The following is a 16,681-nucleotide window of genomic DNA, read 5'->3' as shown; positions in this document are numbered from 1 at the left end:
AGTCAAGAGGCACCGGCCCTCGGCGGCAGCGACAGGCGTTTCCGCCAGACGTTGGCCTTATGGTGAGATGGGTCATGCGCATCGTGATGTCCGGAGCTTCGGGAATGATTGGGACCGCACTGGCGGGGCAGTTGGCCGGCCAGGGTGATGAGGTCATCCGGCTTGTGCGACGACCCGCCAGCGCATCGGATGAATTCACCTGGGACCCCGCCAATGGCGGGCTGGACGAATCAGTCCTGGATGGCGTGGATGCTGTGGTCAATCTCTCCGGGGCCGGCATTGGGGAACGGCCATGGACGAAGAAACGCCTGGAAGTACTCCGGGCTTCCCGCCTTCAAACCACGCTCACCTTGGCGGCTGCCATGGGACGCCTTGAGAAACCGCCTGCAACCTTCATCAGCCAGTCAGCCTCCGGTTATTACGGGTCGGACAACGTAGGCGTCCTCCACGAGGATTCACCACCAGGTGGCGGAGTGCTGGGTCCTTTGTGCGTCGAGTGGGAACGCGCCGCGAGGACAGCACCAGCCGGCGTCCGCGTAGTGACTCCCCGGACCGGCGTCGTGCTGAGTACCTCTGGAGGGGCCTTGGCGCCCTTGCTCCCGTTGTTGAAGCTGGGGCTCGGAGGGCCCTTCGGAAACGGCAGGCAATACTGGCCATGGATAACCCTCGCAGACGAGGCCGCCGCCCTGGCTTTCCTGCTCACATCCACTCTCGAGGGTCCAGTAAACCTCTGCGCTCCGGAAAGCGCCGACGTGAACACGATCGTCGCAGCACTGGCAGAGGCCTATCACCGGCCCGCGGTCTGCCGGGTGCCCCGACCTGCGCTGCGACTGGTCCTGGGAAAGCTGGCAGATGAACTCGTTCTGGCAAACCAACGCATGGAGCCGTCCCGACTGGCTGAGGCAGGTTTTCACTGGCAGCACCCGTCCCTTGCCGAAGCCATGAACTGGTTGCGCGCGAGCTGATCCTGTACTGCCACCTAATTGGCTGGCCCAGTGATCTCCGAGAGCCACCAGCGTCCGTCGGAGCGAACCAAGGTCAAGCTGAGGGCCTTGGCCGTTCCGGCAGGTTGTGTCCGGACCACCGCGCCGGCTCCATTGCGCTCCGCGAAAGAGGAAGTGGTGGCAATGAGATCAACCCGGGCCAGGTCCGCCTCCGGCGATGGGCCAACGACCACCCCTGAGAGCCGGGTAGTGAACCCAGCGAACGTGGTGCCGGACTCCTGTAATTGTTCGCGCAATTTTTGATCCGACTCAGCGGCCGGGGAACCTTGGGCATTGACAAGGCCCAGGAGTTCAAGCCGCCCTTCCCGCAGTGCGACGTCGCGCAACGCCGAGAGCGCGGCTACTGCTACTGCGGGATCCTCGGCTCGAAGCGCGGCCCCCATCCCGTCCGGAAGGTCATCGGCCCTCACTGGTTCCATTGAGGGAGCTGGACCGGCTGATCCGCTGACTGCCTGCTCCGCGGCAGAACGGCTCTCCCCGGGCGTGCCCGGCTGCCAGAGGTTCCAAGCCAAGCCGGCCAGCAGGGCGCCTCCGACCACCACCACTGCCCACCACCGCACCAGGGCGCGCCTGGAGTACCTTTGTGGTGGGATTCCAGTCTGCGCACGATGTTGGGGCAGCGGCAGGAATCTGCGCCGCAGCCTGAGCCATGGGGTGGCGCGGCGCGGCTCGCGCCCGTGTGCTTCGCGTCTGGTCAGCAACTGGGGAATAACGGAGCGATGCACTGCCCCGGACAAGTCCAAAGCCTCTGGTGCTGCGCTCCTGAAGATGGCCGTCCCGAATTCCTTCGCGCTCGGACGTGCCAGCGGATCCGGGTCCAGCGCGGCCTCCAAGGCTGCCGCCATGCTCCTGGGCACGTCGGGAACCAATAAGGACAGAGGCGGCCGCAACTGGGGTGGCTCCGGCACGACGCCGGTCAGGCAGTACCAGCCGATCGCTGCCAGTGAATACACATCACGCAGTGGCCTCAGTTCTCCGTCAGACCCGGCAGTTGCCGATGGCTGGTTAAAAGGATCACTGAACCCCGGGGTTCCCACCTCCGCGTTCTGCTCAGAATCCCCCACTCTCGCCGCAAGGCCGAGGTCAGCCAGGAGGGGCATGCCCACCGCCGTAAACAGGACGTTGCCCGGAGACACGTCACCGTGCACTACGCCGTTGCTGTGCAAATAGGCCACAGCCTGGGCGATAGGCGTCAGCGCCGTTACGGTTTCCCCGATGCTCAACCGTTCCCTGCCCCCGAGCAGGTTGGCCAGTGACCCACCTGCCGCGTAATCCATGACGATCCCGATCGTCGCGGCGGGACCCGTCGCCTCGAGGACTTCATGGACCCGGACGATGTGCTGATGCTGGAGGTGCGACAGAAGCACCACCTCGCGGGCGGCATTGCCGAGGTCAAGCGCCTGCGCCTCCCGATGCGGACACTTGACCGCAAAAAGGGCCCGGTCCTTGAGGCGGGTGCCCAGCCACACGGTTGAACTGCTTCCCTGTCCAAGTTGCCGGGTGATTTCATAGCCTGGGAGCAGGGGCGCCAGGGCCCCAGCGGTTTCCAAAGGTTCCAGAGTTTCCATGGATAAGGTCTACCGGACCCCGCGATTCTCTGCAGAAGTTATCCACAGGCACCCCCGTCTGGCCTTCGTGGGGCGTTTGCCACATCACATGATGCGACTGAGAGCTTCACCACAAAACCGTGGGCAATCTCCCGCTGGGTCTAAGCTTGAACGCATGACTCTTGAGTTTTCACAACTGGGTCTTGCCCCGGATTTCGTTGACTACATGCAGGGCTGGGACCTGCAGCGCGAGATCCACAACAAGGTTGTTGCGGGCGAGCAGAACAGCACGGTCTTGCTTCTGGAGCACGCAGCCGTTTATACGGCCGGCAAGCTCACGGAAGATCACGAGCGGCCCTTTGATGGAACGCCCGTTGTTCCTGTGGACCGGGGTGGAAAACTGACGTGGCACGGTCCCGGTCAGCTGATTGCCTACCCCATCCTCAAACTGAAAAACCGTGCCGGCATCCGCGACTACGTCGAACGCCTTGAGGCCACCATGATCGCCGTCATGGTTGATTACGGCATCAAGGCCGTCACGGTCAAGGGCCGCGCCGGCGTCTGGATCCTCGCTGATGACAAGGGCCCGGACCGGAAGATTGCCGCCATCGGCATCCGCGTCCTGGATGGCGTCACCATGCACGGCGTCGCCATTAACTGCAGTAATGACCTGGCGCCCTACGCCCAGATCATTGCATGTGGAATCACTGACGCCAGCGTCACCACAATGTCGCTGGAAACCGGCCGGACCATCAACCCTGCCGACATCGTTGACCGCTTCGTGGAAGAATTCCGCAAGCACGAAGAAGCACTCGTTTCCACCCCCGAAGGAGCACTCCAGTGACCTTGGCACCTGAAGGCCGTAAGTTGCTGCGCGTTGAGCAGCGTAATTCGGCGGTCCCGGTTGAACGTAAGCCTGAGTGGATCAAGGCCAAGGTCCAGATGGGTCCGGAGTTTGTCCAGCTCAAGAACCTGGTCAAGAAAGAGGGCCTGCACACGGTGTGCGAAGAGGCCGGCTGCCCGAACATCTTCGAGTGCTGGGAAGACAAGGAAGCGACGTTCCTGATCGGCGGGTCCGAGTGCACCCGGCGGTGTGATTTTTGCCAGATCGATACCGGCAAACCCTCCCCGGTGGACATGTTCGAACCCACTAAGGTCGCCCGCTCCGTGCAGGCCATGCAGCTGCGCTACGCCACCGTGACCGGGGTGGCCCGTGACGACCTCGAAGACGAGGGTGTCTGGCTGTACGCCGAAACGGTCCGGAAAATCCATGAATTGAATCCCGGCACCGGGGTGGAGCTGCTGATCCCGGACTTCTCCGGCAAACCCGAACACATCGCCGCGATCTGTGAGTCCAAGCCCGAGGTGTTCGCGCACAACGTCGAAACCGTGCCCCGGATCTTCAAGCGGATCCGTCCCGCGTTCCGCTACGAACGCTCCCTCGATGTCATCACCCAGGGCCGGGATTTGGGCATGGTCACCAAGTCCAACCTGATCCTGGGCATGGGCGAAACCCGCGAGGAAATCTCCGAAGCCCTCCGGGACCTGCACGCTGCCGGCTGTGACCTGATCACGATCACCCAGTACCTGCGCCCCTCCGAACGGCACCTGCCCGTGGACCGGTGGGTCAAGCCGCAGGAATTCGTGGACCTCCAGCACGAAGCCGAGGAAATCGGCTTCCTCGGCGTCATGTCCGGGCCCTTGGTCCGCTCCTCCTACCGCGCCGGCCGGCTCTGGGCCACCGCGATGCGCAAGAAAGGCTGGGACATCCCCGAAGCCCTGGCCCACATCGAGTCCTCCGGCACCACCCGCCAGGAAGCCTCCACCATCCTCGCCGCCCACGCCTGAACAGCCCACACCTGAACAGCCACGGCAACAGAAGTAACAGTAAGCAGTTCCGAAGGACCGGATGCCCCACGTAACGGCGTCCGGTCCTTCGGCGTAGATCACGTAGAATTAAGGCACTATGGCGAAATCCCCTGATTCCAGCAATTCGACCCCCTCGGCCGACGCACCCAAGCGTGGGCTGTTCCAGCGCAAGCCCAAAGAAGCCAAGGCCAAGAAGCCGAGTCAGCTGAAGCAGATCGCTGAAGTCTTCAAAATGACCCGGCGAAATGATCCCCAGGTTGTCTGGATCATGCTGCTGGCATTCCTCGCTGTGGTTGCCGTCGCGTTCCTTATCGGCTTCCTGCTGGATAACTGGGTCACCGGCCTCATCATCGGCATTCCCTTGGGACTTCTCGCAGCTGTTTTCATTCTGTCCCGTCGGGCGGAGAAAGCCGCTTTCGCGCAAATCGAGAACCAGCCCGGCGCCTCCGGAGCCGCTTTGGGTACTCTTCGGCGTGGCTGGGTAACGCAGGATCAGCCGGTTGCCGTCAACCCCCGCACCCAGGACGCAGTGTTCATGGCCATCGGCCGCCCCGGCGTCGTTCTGGTCAGCGAAGGTCCCAGCCACCGCGTCAAGCCTCTCGTGGAAGCGGAGCGCAAGCGCCTCTCGCGGATCCTGCCCAACGTCACCATCCACGTCCTGGAGTCGGGCCGCGGCGAGGGCCAGGTCCCCCTCAATAAGCTCGCCAAGACCATGGGCAAGCTGAAGAACGAACTGACCAAGGTCGAGGTCAACGCAGTTTCCAAGCGCATCAACTCCCTCGGTAACCGCCTGCCGATCCCTAAGGGCATCGACCCCTACAAGGCGCGCCCTGACCGCAAAGCAGCACGCGGCCGCTGATACCTGAACCAAAACAAACCGCCCCCGCCTCTGCAGGCGGGGGCGGTTTTTTGTTGGGTCGTTGTTATGGAAATTCCCGATTGCCACACCGGGCTGTCCCAGGACACTACATACGGATGAGGATGGTATTCATCGCCTTATCGTGGAGGCCGCGCTGGTCGGGGTCGAAGACGACGGCCGGTATGACCAAGCACAGCAGAAGGGTGCGTACGACTGCAGCCAGCGGGCCCGCGGGCCCTCCCCCCAAACGGACCACGTGAATGCCCGCGATCCTGTGTCCAACGCTGTAACCGAGGGTGCCGATCAGCAGGATCTGCTCCACCGCAAAAATGGCCAGGGTGGCCCACTGATTGCCACCGAAGGCAAAATTGCTGATGACCAGTGCGATGGTCCAGTCGATTACGATGCCAAGGATGCGGCGCCCTGCACGCGCCATGGATCCGGGACCCGACTCGGGAAGACCGAGCCTCTCGCCGGGATATTTGGAGATGCCGGAGGTGTCCGGACCGCTCAACCAAGAGCCAATGTCTTTTCGATCTACCACCCTCCAAGCGTAGCCGCTGGACCGGGACCGGGAATGACGCGGAGGCCGCTGAGGTGGGCTCCGGCAACGAATGGGTGTTCGACCAGCGGACCGGCGTGGACCTGGCACCGGGAAGCAGACTACCGTTTACACGACAGATGATTCTGTAACCTGCCGGAAACAATACTGACACCCCCGGGAAATCCCATCTCCCTATGGTGGTATGAGTTGCCAGCCACCATGGCAGGGGAACCTTTTTTGTGTTTCCTGCGCCTCGGTCTGGGCTGCACCACGCGGCCTTCCGGGCCTGTTACTTGATATGCATAAGGAGCATAGATGTTCAAGACTGCGGACGAAGTCCTCAAGTTCATCAAAGACGAAGACGTCAAATTCGTCGATATCCGCTTCACCGACCTTCCTGGTGTCCAGCAGCACTTCAACGTGCCGGCCAAGAGCGTTGACCTGGACTTCTTCGTCCACGGCCAGCTCTTCGACGGATCTTCCATCCGCGGCTTCCAGGGCATTGCCGAGTCGGACATGCAGCTCATCCCGGATGTGACCTCGGCTTTCATCGACACGTTCCGCATCGAGAAGACCCTTGCCTTGAACTTCTCCATCGTGAACCCGCGTACGGGTGACCCGTACCACCGCGATCCCCGTGGCGTGGCCGAGAAGGCAGAAGCCTACCTGGCCTCCACCGGCATCGCCGACACCGCGTTCTTCGCCCCCGAAGCAGAGTTCTTCGTCTTCGACAACATCCAGTACGAGTCCTCCCCGCAGGGCAGCTTCTACAAGATCGATTCCGAGGAAGCCCACTGGAACACCGGCCGCAAGGAAGAGGGCGGCAACCTCGGTTACAAGACCCCCGTCAAGGGCGGCTACTTCCCGGTGTCCCCCACCGACAAGCAGGCTGACCTCCGCGATGCCATGTGCGTTGAGCTGGACAAGGCCGGCCTTGAGGTCGAACGCTCCCACCACGAGGTTGGCTCGGCCGGCCAGGCTGAGATCAACTACAAGTTCACCACGTTGACCGCTGCCGCTGACGACCTGCAGAAGTTCAAGTACGTCATCAAGAACACCGCTGATGCTTGGGGCAAGTCCGTTACGTTCATGCCGAAGCCTGTCTTCGGCGACAACGGCTCGGGCATGCACTGCCACCAGTCGCTGTGGAGCAACGGCGATCCCCTGTTCTACGACGAGAAGGGCTACGCCGGGCTTTCCGACACCGCCCGCTGGTACATCGGCGGCCTGCTCAAGCACTCCTCGGCAGTTCTGGCGTTCACCAACCCGACCGTGAACTCCTACCGCCGCCTGGTCAAGGGCTTCGAGGCTCCCGTGAACATGGTTTACTCGCAGGGCAACCGCTCCGCCGGTATCCGTATTCCGATCACAGGCACCAACCCGAAGGCCAAGCGCATCGAGTTCCGCGCTCCGGACCCCTCGTCCAACCCGTACCTGGCCTTCGCTGCCCAGCTGATGGCCGGCATCGACGGTATCCGCAACCGCATCGAACCCCCGGCACCCATCGACAAGGACCTCTACGAGCTCCCGGCCGAGGAAGCCAAGGACATCCCCAAGGCTCCGGGCTCCCTGGAAGAAGCACTGGAGGCCCTGCGCGAGGACAACGAGTTCCTGCAGGCCGGCGGTGTCTTCACCCAGGACCTCATCGACACGTGGATTGACTACAAGTACGAGAACGAGATCCGCCCGCTGTCCCTGCGCCCGAACCCCTACGAGTTCGAGCTCTACTACGGCGTCTAGCTGGAACATGCGGCAGAAGTGGGCATAGTCCGCAGGCAGTTCGCAAGAATCTGAATCAAGAAAAAGCCGGCCCCCGGTTTCACCACTTTGGGGTCGGCTTTTTCCATGCCCAATTCCACGCTCGCTCAGGGCTCGTCGGGAACCTCAGACCAAAACCAAGAGTAATAATCCTCGGCCAGCCGCGAGTACTCGTCGACGAGTTCCCCAAGATCAACGACGCTGACGCTTTTCAGGTAACTCTTTGCTCCCGAACTCCCCAGAAGTACTGACCGATGCTGTCTACTCCGCATGGCTGCACTCCGAGAACCCGAAGAAAGCACTCAGCGGATCCGTATGGGCGGAACTGTTCCGTCTCGCCTACAACCCTGACCACGAATTCTTCGAAACTATGCCCTAGCAAGAGACGAGGTGGCCCCGGAATGAGCGCCGGGGCCACCTCACGAGGGGCACATAGAAAAATCCCAGCAAGCGCGTACAGGACCAGTCAATGCGTAACCCGCCAACCATGTTTCAGCTCCAATTCCTTGCCATGGACTTCTTGAACGAAGCACGCAAGGATCCCTCAACTCGACCGCACACCTATCGGCACCACATCAGAAACGCCTAGAAGCAGGGCCTCGACATACCGGCCATTGCAGCAGGGCTCGGACGCCCCACCAGCTTCGTAGAAGCGCTCCTTGAAGATGGAGGGCTGTAGTGCCGCGGGATCGCGCGAACATCAACACTGGAATCTGGACAGATACGGACTACCGAGGCCTGAGCCGTGATCAACAGTGGCTCTACGAGCTATTGCTCACCCATCCCGGACTGTCCTATGCCGGCGCGGCTGATTGGCGGCCAGGCCGGCATCTCACAGTTCGCGACCGGAACAACCAAGCAAGAGGTTGAGAGGATTGGCGCGGAGCTTCAGGCAAAGCGATTCATCATCATCGATGAGAACACCGAAGAAGTTCTACTCCGGTCCTTCACCCGCCATGACGGGCTTCTGAAGCAGCCCAAGCTCACTGTTTCCATGGTCAACGCTTATGGGGCAATCGCATCAAACAACATCCGCGAGGTCTTCATCTGGGAATTGCGAAGGCTGTCCAACGAGCTGCCAGACTTGAAAGCTTTCGAGAACAACAAGGTCATGGCCCTACTCAAACTTCCGGCGCGGCCCATCGAAGCTTTTACCCAAACAAGCGAGCAACCGAGTACCCGCCCGGTTACCCAAAGCTTTACACCTGATGTTACCCCTCTGTTTAGGGTAAACGCTGCCCAAGCCCAAGCCCTGCCTACATCTACAGCTACTACTACATCTACCTCACCTAGCGGTGAGCGGGTGCAGGGGGAACGTAAGAAGCCCGAGCGTCGAATCCCTACCAACTGGCAACCCAACGACGCGCACAAAAAATACGCAACTGAAAAAACGTGAACCTTGACCGCGAAACCGAGCGCTTCAAGCTACACGCACAGGCCAACGACAGGCGGCTACGAAACTGGGACGCCGGCTGCCGCATGTGGCTGAGCAAAGCGACTCCCGTGACCTCAACAGCATCTGCCTGGACGAAGGAATTTCACCAGTGAATGACATCCACGATAACGCTGCCGAACAGTCAGTGTTGGGGGCCATGCTGCTTTCCAGAGAAGCGATCCTCGATGTGGCCGAGCTTGTCAGCGGTGGAGACTTCTATCGTCCGGAACACGAAACGATCTTTCGGACGATCCTGGCCACGCACGCCGCTGGCAAACCTGTCGATCCTGTCACCGTTGGCGACGCGCTCACTACTTCCGGAGAGATTGCCCAGATCGGCGGGCAAGCCTACCTGCATACGATCACCCAAGCTGTCCCCACACCTGCGACCGCCACCTACTACGCAGATATCGTTGCAAGGTCCGCCACGCGGCGCCGACTTATTGCGGCGGGCAAACAAATCAGCACCATGGCCTCAGCAGGCGGAGATGAGGCTGAACTGGTCGAGATTGCCCGCCGAGCCATTGACCAGACCACAAAGGCGACAACCGGAACTGTTCAGTCCTTCGGGGAAACCATCGACCTCATGATTGATTCCCTGGATGAAGACATCAATCACCACCCGTCCCCTTGGGCAGCGCTGAATGACATCATCGGAGGTTTCCGGCCCCGGGGCGGTCTACGTGGTGGCTGCCCGCCCCTCTGTGGGAAAGTCGGTCGTGGCGCTGCAGATTGCAAAGGGGCTCACACGCTACGGCTCCGTAGCGTTCAACTCCTTGGAGATGTACAGGAACGACGTCCAGATTCGGGCGGTCGCCTCTGATCTGAACATTGACATGACCCACCTCATAGAGCGCAAGCTGAACACAACAGATTGGGCGAAGATCCGTGACAGGAGAGCCGCGTGGGACAACGTTCCCCTGTACATCGATGACCGGTCCAGCGTCACAATCACCGACATCAAACGCTTCGCGCGGTCAGTCAACCGGCGAAGACCGCTGGCAGGGATCGTCGTTGACTACCTCCAACTGATGGCCCAGCCTCAGGGTGATCGCCGTCCGCGACATGAATTCGTCGCTGACATGTCCCGCCAACTAAAGATCCTCGCCATGGACATGCAAGTACCCGTCATCGCACTATCCCAACTCAACCGCTCATCAGAACAACGACAAGACAAGCGCCCAGAACTATCAGACCTACGCGAATCCGGAGCCATCGAACAAGACGCCGACGTAGTGACCCTGCTTCACAGGGAAATCATGGGCGAAAACCGCGGCGACCTCGCCCTACTCGTGGCCAAGAACCGACACGGAGCCACGAACGTCGCAGAACTCACGTTCTGGGGCCACTACTCAAAAGCCCTCGACAAGGGCATCTCACCCCAAGCCGACATCCGAGCACACGCCAGCTAACACCAGGAGCCACGACCTATGTCGCACACCGACCTCCGTTCCACCGTCCACCGCCTCACCCGTGACCACAAGACCACCCACGTGGACTCGGAGACGGGCCACGTCACCTACCCGACCGAACTGGCGCTGTTCACTCAACTCAGGCAGGAACAAGCCTCAGGAAGCAGGGCCGCGACCGGCGCCAAGTCCTCGGGTCGCGCTCCCCCATCGCCCTCGGCGCAGTCACCCTCTGGTCCGAAATCCGCGAAACCCTCAATACCATGCACATCGCCCTAACCGGCAAAGACAACACCACGCTCACTCCGGAACAGAAGCTTCAGCACTGGGCGGAAGCAACCATGGCGACACCACCGGTCAGAGCACCGAGAAATGCCTGCGCTCCGCAATCAAATGGGCAACCGCCATCGAAACACTTCTCAACCCCGTCCCACGATTGGAAGTGAAAGGCGCCTGCCTCGCATGCGATGCCACCCACGCATGGACCTGGGTTGAGGATGAGTACGTTCGGAACACCGCAATCACCGCGACACGACACGAAGCCCGCTGCGGCTCATGCAAAACTACATGGCAAGGGCAGGAAATCAACGACCTCGCAACCACCCTCGGGAAGGCAGCATGAAAGACAAGAGCCAAGTCCTCGCCGGCCTCACCAACTACAGCAATAGTCGGGACCCCATCACACGGCTAATGGTCCCTGCCATTCCCAACGATCCCGGGATTATTCACGCGCTGCGGCCGACCGTTTCCCCCCGCCCAATCCTTGAACCTCACTTCATCGAACACACAGAGGACTACAGAGCCGCGATTTGCGGAGCCCAAATCAAGGTCGTTCTACCCTTGAGCTTCAAACCAGACGAGGACGGCGCTTGCCCCGAGTGCGCTGAAGAACTCAGACACAACGCCCCCATAGCCGCTACTGACCCAGGCGGCAGCATGCCAATCTTCGAGAAGCCAGGAGGCGATGACTGGTGGTCTCGGGGTGGGCTGAAGCACCCCGGATACGCACGGCGGCGGGAAGCGGAAAGAGCCCGACGTGATACAAGAAACCACACACCCCAGTAGCAAATCACCCCCACGTAATTACGTGCTTGTCATCCCGCCCACCACCTGTTAAACTGGGATCACAGACCACAGGTCTACCCGAAACCAAGTGAAGCCCCGTTCGAGCAACCAGCTCCGGGGCTTCACACGTTTGCCGCATCCAGTTGTTCTGATGCAGGCTATGGGAATGAGCCAACACCCTCGTCTCCGATACACGTCAGTTCTCCTCCGGGGCCAAGAGTCGTGACTGGGCCCCTGGCCCCCACGCTTGAGACTGGCGGATCACTCCTAGCATTGTGGGTTGGTTCATCATCTTGGGTTCACAGGCGCGTTGAATCCCTTCGGCTCGACGCAGAAGGGATTACCAGGTGCCATGTTTCTGTGGACCTCACCGTTCCCGATTCGCTACACCGAGTCAACAATCATCAGGTCGTTGTTCCGATAGCCCTGATGAGGAAAGGAACACTTCGCGGCTTTGACGTGGCCTACGAAGGCAAACCGGTTACCGTGCTGGAGAAGCCCACCAACTCGAACTACGCCCTAAAAATGCTGGTTGCCGCAGTTGGGACGCAGCAAGGCCTATCTCTGGAGCAACACGCATCCGCCGAGCACATCCTCAGCCAAGTGGTGAAATGCCATCCAGGTGATGAGGCTGGAGCCCTTAGAGACTTCAACGAGTGGTTGAACGGCGCTCCAGCCGACGAGGAATTTGTCTCGTTGGTACACGCCCTCGCCAGGAACTTTCTACTCATGATCGTTTTGGATGCAGATGTTCTGTCAAAACGAATAGTTGTGAAGTACTCGTGGGACGAAGAGCCTCCACCGTTGGAGGATAAGGGCAGAAAGCGCGTCTCGTTCTACCACGAGGTCGCAGACTTCGGTTTTCCAGCAAGTCAGCACGTTGAGGTGGAATTGCCCTTGGGCCTAAGAGTGCGCTCCCTCGAACTGGCCGAGTTGCTTACATCAGGGCAGACTTCAGTACCCAACCAAGACATCCCCCAGCACACCCGGAACGTCGCACACGCCGCCATATCCCCGACTAACCGTTTCGCGAGAGGCGGCTTCAAAATATGGGTTGAGCCAGCGCGCGCAGGCATCCTAAACTTCACGCGCGGAACGGTTGTCGCAGTTGTGTTGAGTGTAGTAGCTGCCCAAGTCCTGCGCATTTTTGACGGTTTTTTCCTGAAAAGCGGGGTTCAATGGATACCGTCGCCCTCAGCATCGATCATTCTTGTCGGCCCGGCTCTCCTCTTGTCATGGATGAGTAAGCAGACCGAGCATGCCCTTCTCGTGGCTCTGTTAGGACCCCTCCGTCATTGCCTACTGCTGTGCGCCGGCGCGCTGCTATTGATGGCCTGCTTGGCGGCTATCCCTTTCAGTCCCATTGCATGGTGGTTGCTGTGGTTCGCAGTCATGGCGCTCACTGGGCTTGCCGTGCGTAAGTACTGGCTGTTCATGAAGTCGCCGGATGATCAGCAGACACCTAGGGCCTGATGTAATTGTCAGAGACTCTAGATATAGTCGGTGGTATAGAGGAGGTTCGATATGGCCAAGTGGATAAAGCGTATGCTGGGTAGGGAATCAACGGGATTAGTCATCATCTCGCCTGCCAAGAGCGTGTCAGTCAGTGACTTCGTGAAGGCAGACTTCATTATTCCCTCCTCAGGAGGATCCACATCGGTTGCCTACACGGGCTCGAAGGAAGATGTGGACCGTTTCGTGGGGCGGGTCAAAAAAGCGAACCCTGTCGTTACCGCGTCTGCGCGATAACGCCAGAAAAGCAAACGAAAGGCTCCGAGAAATCGGGGCCTTTTTCATGCGCGCCGACAGGTGGTTGCCATGTGCCAGATAGTCGTAACCAACATGTTGGAAGGCCACTACTGCGACAAGTGCGGGGCCGGCGCTTACTACATGTCAGCGCTTCGAGCTGACGGAGAACTGTTCTGGTGCGCCCACCACTACAAGCAATACGCCGTTGCCCTTGAACCACTCACTGAGTATCTAGCTGATGAATCCCACCGCCTCTACGACGGCATCAACGAGGATGGCTGGGTAGAAGGCGCCGCAGCGAAAGCATGACGGCAGGTAGCACCGCATGGGTGGTTACCGCAGCAGCGGACTCGCCGCCACGTAGGTCATGTGAGTAGACCCCCGACGCCTCTGCCGGATATCGACTGCTTGCAGATCAAAGCACGATAAGCGCCGGGGCCAAACGTCCCGCCCAAATGCCAACCCCCTAAGACCTTGGCTCAAGCGCGGCAAATCACCGCAACTTACAAGCCCCAGTTCAGCGGAAGCACAAAGACCGGGCACCCTTTCAAGAACAGACGGAGGAACCACTATGGCCTGCAAATACGGCGCCATCGCATCCCCGTCCATAGACTCAATGTCCTCCCGCCAAGCATCACGCCACACAGGGATATCGAAGTCAGCCATCAACAACCATCGCGCGGGCACCTGCCCTTGCACCGCTGAGAAGACACAAACTGCGAGCGCATCCGGTGAGTCAGAAACGCACCGACCTGACGGTTCCGCAGACTACGTCCGGTTCAGTGAACGCCCCTGGGGGTACGAGGACTACCGCGAATTCATCCGCAGCGTGGGACAGGACCCCGACAAGGTGACCTTCACCTGGGGCTGGACAAGCAGCCCCAACGGTGGAGCGTGGAACAAGCTCAACAACGTCCGCCCTATCACCGACAGCCTGACAGCCGGCCCTGCTTGGCCTGCCATCCAGCGCGTCCAGCCGGTCAACGTCGTTGGCATGAACCGGCCCCTCAAACCCATCCGAGCTATGAAGCTTGCGCTCAAAGGTGCTGACACACAGATCGGATACCGGCAACTGTCAGACGGTTCGCTTGACCCGTTCCATGACGACGCAGCCATGGACTGCTTCATCCAAGCAGCTCTTGAACTACAGCCCGACAAGATCCAAATCCTTGGGGACTTCCTGGACCTCGCAAGTCAGGGCAGGTTCGCTCAAGAAGCGGCTTTTTCGAACACCACTCAAGCGGCGCTCAACACCGCTCACAAGTTCCTAGCCAAACTCCGCGAAGCCTGCCCGTCCGCTGAGATGATCATCATCGAAGGCAACCACGACAAGCGAATGCAAAACTTCATCGAAGCCAATGCACTCGCTGCGTTCGGATTGAAGCGTGCCGGCCTGCCCGAATCATGGCCCGTCATGTCCCTCCCCTACCTGCTTCGCCTGGATGAGCTGGACGTCCAGTACGTTGACGCTTACCCGGCAGCCACGGCCTGGGATAACGACACCACGCGGAACATCCATGGCACCAAAGCAAACGCTAAAGGTTCCACCACAGCCCAGTACGTTCATGAAGTGCCGCACCTCAACACATGGGCTGGGCACACTCACCGCACCGAGATCACCTATCACAGTGTGATCGGGCCCCGCGGTGAACGCATCGAATCGTACTCTGCTAACCCTGGCTGCCTCTGCCGTGTAGACGGCGCAGTGCCCAGCGTAAAGGGCGCCATAAGCGCAGACGGGACACCCGCCCGCATCCTAGAGAACTGGCACCAAGGGTTCGGCCTCGCCTACTACAACGACACCGAATCGTGGCCGTTCGTGTACCGCATCCGCAATGGAGTGGCACTCATCGGCGGCATGGAGTTGTCAGCAGCATAGGAGCGACCATGACAGGCGCTATGCGTATCTGCTCTGTGCGTGGGTGCCCCGAGATAACCACCGATGGCAAGTGCCTGAGGCATCGGCGAGAAGCCGACAAAGCAAGAGGCTCACGCGAACAACGCGGCTACGACCACGCACACCGAGCCTTCCGCAAAGCATTCATCCCCGAACACCAAGCCGGCACACTCATCTGCTGGCGCTGCCGTGACCTCATCCTGCCAACCGAACCATTCGACCTCGGCCACGACGACAACGACCGCAACCAATACCGAGGTGCCGAGCATCGACGCTGCAACCAAGCAACCAACGGGCGATAACCCCCACCCCCATGGACCAAAGCAGCCCCAGTATCCCCACCGCTTGTGAGCTCTGGCGCGGTGACCGGGAAGCTTAACTCCACAGGCGTCAAGTCAGTGACCATAGCAACAACGATTGTCGAGCCAGGCTCGATCTATGCGGTGATTGCTGCGAACAGCACAGCCACGCTACTGTTCGACACATTTATTGGGGCAGCCTTCGGCACTGCCATGCCGCAGGCTGAGGGACTGTCCAAGGTCACGAGCTACCCGCTGCCAGCAACACTCACGGCGATGGGCGTAGTGGACACTGTACCGACTATCTGGCTGCGTGAATCATGAGCATCAGGCGAAGCTCCCTGAGGCCTTACGTGGACCCCACCCTGCCGCTTCCATGGGCTCCGCCAACCCTGACCGCACCCCGCGTGGTGACCATCAGTGACGACCCCGCCACCCGGAACATCCAATTGGAACCAGGCCAAGACTGTTTCATTACGGCGCCTGAGCCTGTCCACTTTAACTCGTCCCAAGATAAGGCTGACGGGATCATCCAGATTTTTGGGGGCGGCGATGTGGTCTGGATTGGCGGGGAGATAGTCGGCGAAGGCGGGCCGATCACCGAAGTCACGGGGCGTGTCACAGCTACGGACACCTTTGTTCGTGTCAAAAGCACCGATGGTTTCCCCACGTCACGATACATTCGCGTAGACGGGGAAGGTACTGGGTACACAGGAAAGACGCCCACAGCTTTCCTCAACTGCGTACGAAATGAAATCTTTTACAACCCTAGTGTGGTTTCCAGCAGCACCACCCATGAAGTAGGGGCAACTGTATGGTTGGGCGAGTACTCGCGAACCGGTATCAGTCGAGTCGCGGGTACTGGCCATACTCACTTAGAGGGGATCCTGTTTAGTGGGTTCATCAATGACATCATGCGCGCGAACCGGAACAGCCCATCTTTGACTATTCAGAACTGCCGCGGAGGCCCCAATACTAACTGGGACCACGCCTACCAGCGAGATGGGCATCCTGACGGGTTGCAGCTTTGGCAGGGCGGTGTTCAGGAGTTACGCATCGCCCGAACTACCCTCATGGCAGGGCAGTCTGGGCGGGCCATACTGAACGCTGCGAAGAATACTGACTATCCTGCTGTGGGAAAAGTAGTCTTGCGGGACGTGGATATGGTTGCCGCATACCCAGACAGTAGGCCAATCGAGAACGCTGATGCGGAAACTGTTTGGGAGGTGTCCAACTCTTGGCTGAG

Annotated in this window: 15 protein-coding genes; 12 read left to right on the top strand and 3 right to left on the bottom strand. The window is 60.2% G+C overall.

The window, feature by feature from the left end:
* The first annotated feature begins 74 nt into the window (after positions 1-74).
* A complete protein-coding gene (locus tag AB0N72_RS00490; RefSeq protein WP_363931336.1) occupies positions 75-965 on the top strand; it encodes a TIGR01777 family oxidoreductase in 891 nt (296 codons plus the stop codon).
* A gap of 14 nt (positions 966-979) precedes the next feature.
* Here the strand turns inward: AB0N72_RS00490 and AB0N72_RS00485 are convergent, their stop codons facing one another.
* Complete coding sequence (locus AB0N72_RS00485; protein ID WP_363931335.1) at positions 980-2,572, bottom strand: serine/threonine-protein kinase; 1,593 nt, start codon at positions 2,570-2,572, stop codon at positions 980-982.
* A 154-nt stretch (positions 2,573-2,726) separates the two neighbouring features.
* Between AB0N72_RS00485 and lipB the strand changes: the two genes are divergently transcribed.
* The 3 genes from lipB to AB0N72_RS00470 all read left to right on the top strand — a co-directional run bounded on the left by lipB (position 2,727) and on the right by AB0N72_RS00470 (position 5,279).
* Positions 2,727-3,395, top strand: a complete 669-nt coding sequence (gene lipB, locus AB0N72_RS00480) for a lipoyl(octanoyl) transferase LipB (protein WP_363931334.1) — start codon at positions 2,727-2,729, stop codon at positions 3,393-3,395.
* Entirely contained in the window at positions 3,392-4,399 is a 1,008-nt protein-coding gene (gene lipA, locus AB0N72_RS00475) for a lipoyl synthase (RefSeq protein WP_363931333.1), read from the top strand. The genes lipB and lipA overlap by 4 nt, the downstream gene beginning before the upstream one ends.
* Before the next feature lie 118 nt (positions 4,400-4,517).
* Positions 4,518-5,279 (top strand): DUF4191 domain-containing protein, encoded by a 762-nt coding sequence (locus AB0N72_RS00470; protein ID WP_363931332.1) that lies wholly within the window; start codon positions 4,518-4,520, stop codon positions 5,277-5,279.
* A gap of 106 nt (positions 5,280-5,385) precedes the next feature.
* Here AB0N72_RS00470 and AB0N72_RS00465 read toward each other — a convergent pair whose 3' ends face one another.
* The gene (locus AB0N72_RS00465; protein ID WP_055977749.1) at positions 5,386-5,823 is read right to left on the bottom strand and encodes an RDD family protein; all 438 of its coding nucleotides are present in this window, start codon (positions 5,821-5,823) and stop codon (positions 5,386-5,388) included.
* 315 nt (positions 5,824-6,138) lie between these two features.
* On the opposite strand from AB0N72_RS00465, the gene glnA reads away from it, so the two are divergent.
* The 7 genes from glnA to AB0N72_RS00430 all read left to right on the top strand — a co-directional run bounded on the left by glnA (position 6,139) and on the right by AB0N72_RS00430 (position 15,118).
* Positions 6,139-7,563, top strand: coding sequence for a type I glutamate--ammonia ligase (gene glnA, locus AB0N72_RS00460; protein ID WP_018779319.1), 1,425 nt, complete (start codon positions 6,139-6,141; stop codon positions 7,561-7,563).
* A 763-nt stretch (positions 7,564-8,326) separates the two neighbouring features.
* Positions 8,327-8,977 (top strand): hypothetical protein, encoded by a 651-nt coding sequence (locus AB0N72_RS00455; RefSeq protein ID WP_363931330.1) that lies wholly within the window; start codon positions 8,327-8,329, stop codon positions 8,975-8,977.
* A gap of 85 nt (positions 8,978-9,062) precedes the next feature.
* The gene (locus tag AB0N72_RS00450) at positions 9,063-9,839 is read left to right on the top strand and encodes a DnaB-like helicase N-terminal domain-containing protein (protein WP_363931329.1); all 777 of its coding nucleotides are present in this window, start codon (positions 9,063-9,065) and stop codon (positions 9,837-9,839) included.
* Positions 9,721-10,428: a DnaB-like helicase C-terminal domain-containing protein gene (locus AB0N72_RS00445; protein WP_363931328.1), complete on the top strand. Its 708-nt coding sequence runs from the start codon at positions 9,721-9,723 to the stop codon at positions 10,426-10,428. The genes AB0N72_RS00450 and AB0N72_RS00445 overlap by 119 nt, the downstream gene beginning before the upstream one ends.
* Positions 10,429-11,850: 1,422 nt before the next feature.
* The gene (locus AB0N72_RS00440) at positions 11,851-12,963 is read left to right on the top strand and encodes a hypothetical protein (RefSeq protein ID WP_363931327.1); all 1,113 of its coding nucleotides are present in this window, start codon (positions 11,851-11,853) and stop codon (positions 12,961-12,963) included.
* A 345-nt stretch (positions 12,964-13,308) separates the two neighbouring features.
* Positions 13,309-13,548 carry a hypothetical protein gene (locus AB0N72_RS00435; RefSeq protein ID WP_363931326.1) on the top strand — a complete coding sequence of 80 codons (240 nt, stop codon included), beginning with the start codon at positions 13,309-13,311 and terminating at the stop codon, positions 13,546-13,548.
* 262 nt (positions 13,549-13,810) lie between these two features.
* Positions 13,811-15,118, top strand: a complete 1,308-nt coding sequence (locus AB0N72_RS00430; RefSeq protein ID WP_363931325.1) for a hypothetical protein — start codon at positions 13,811-13,813, stop codon at positions 15,116-15,118.
* A 110-nt stretch (positions 15,119-15,228) separates the two neighbouring features.
* On the opposite strand, the gene AB0N72_RS00425 is transcribed toward AB0N72_RS00430, so the two are convergent.
* Positions 15,229-15,420 carry a hypothetical protein gene (locus tag AB0N72_RS00425; RefSeq protein ID WP_363931324.1) on the bottom strand — a complete coding sequence of 64 codons (192 nt, stop codon included), beginning with the start codon at positions 15,418-15,420 and terminating at the stop codon, positions 15,229-15,231.
* A 114-nt stretch (positions 15,421-15,534) separates the two neighbouring features.
* Here AB0N72_RS00425 and AB0N72_RS00420 point away from each other — a divergent pair, with 114 nt between their 5' ends.
* A complete protein-coding gene (locus AB0N72_RS00420; protein ID WP_363931323.1) occupies positions 15,535-15,759 on the top strand; it encodes a hypothetical protein in 225 nt (74 codons plus the stop codon).
* Positions 15,760-16,681: the final 922 nt, after the last annotated feature.

It is taken from the genome of Paenarthrobacter sp. NPDC089307, from assembly GCF_040685055.1.
Taxonomy (GTDB): Bacteria; Actinomycetota; Actinomycetes; order Actinomycetales; family Micrococcaceae; genus Arthrobacter.
Note: the sequence above shows the minus strand (reverse complement) of the source record. Positions and strands in the feature narration are given on the sequence as shown.

Bases quoted from the DNA above. Each gene is read 5' to 3' on its own strand.
- lipB (WP_363931334.1), top strand. From the start codon at position 2,727: ATGACTCTTGAGTTTTCACAACTGGGTCTTGCCCCGGATTTCGTTGAC.
- AB0N72_RS00485 (WP_363931335.1), bottom strand. From the start codon at position 2,572: ATGGAAACTCTGGAACCTTTGGAAACCGCTGGGGCCCTGGCGCCCCTG.
- AB0N72_RS00435 (WP_363931326.1), top strand. From the start codon at position 13,309: ATGTGCCAGATAGTCGTAACCAACATGTTGGAAGGCCACTACTGCGAC.
- AB0N72_RS00470 (WP_363931332.1), top strand. From the start codon at position 4,518: ATGGCGAAATCCCCTGATTCCAGCAATTCGACCCCCTCGGCCGACGCA.
- AB0N72_RS00430 (WP_363931325.1), top strand. From the start codon at position 13,811: ATGGCCTGCAAATACGGCGCCATCGCATCCCCGTCCATAGACTCAATG.
- glnA (WP_018779319.1), top strand. From the start codon at position 6,139: ATGTTCAAGACTGCGGACGAAGTCCTCAAGTTCATCAAAGACGAAGAC.
- AB0N72_RS00490 (WP_363931336.1), top strand. From the start codon at position 75: ATGCGCATCGTGATGTCCGGAGCTTCGGGAATGATTGGGACCGCACTG.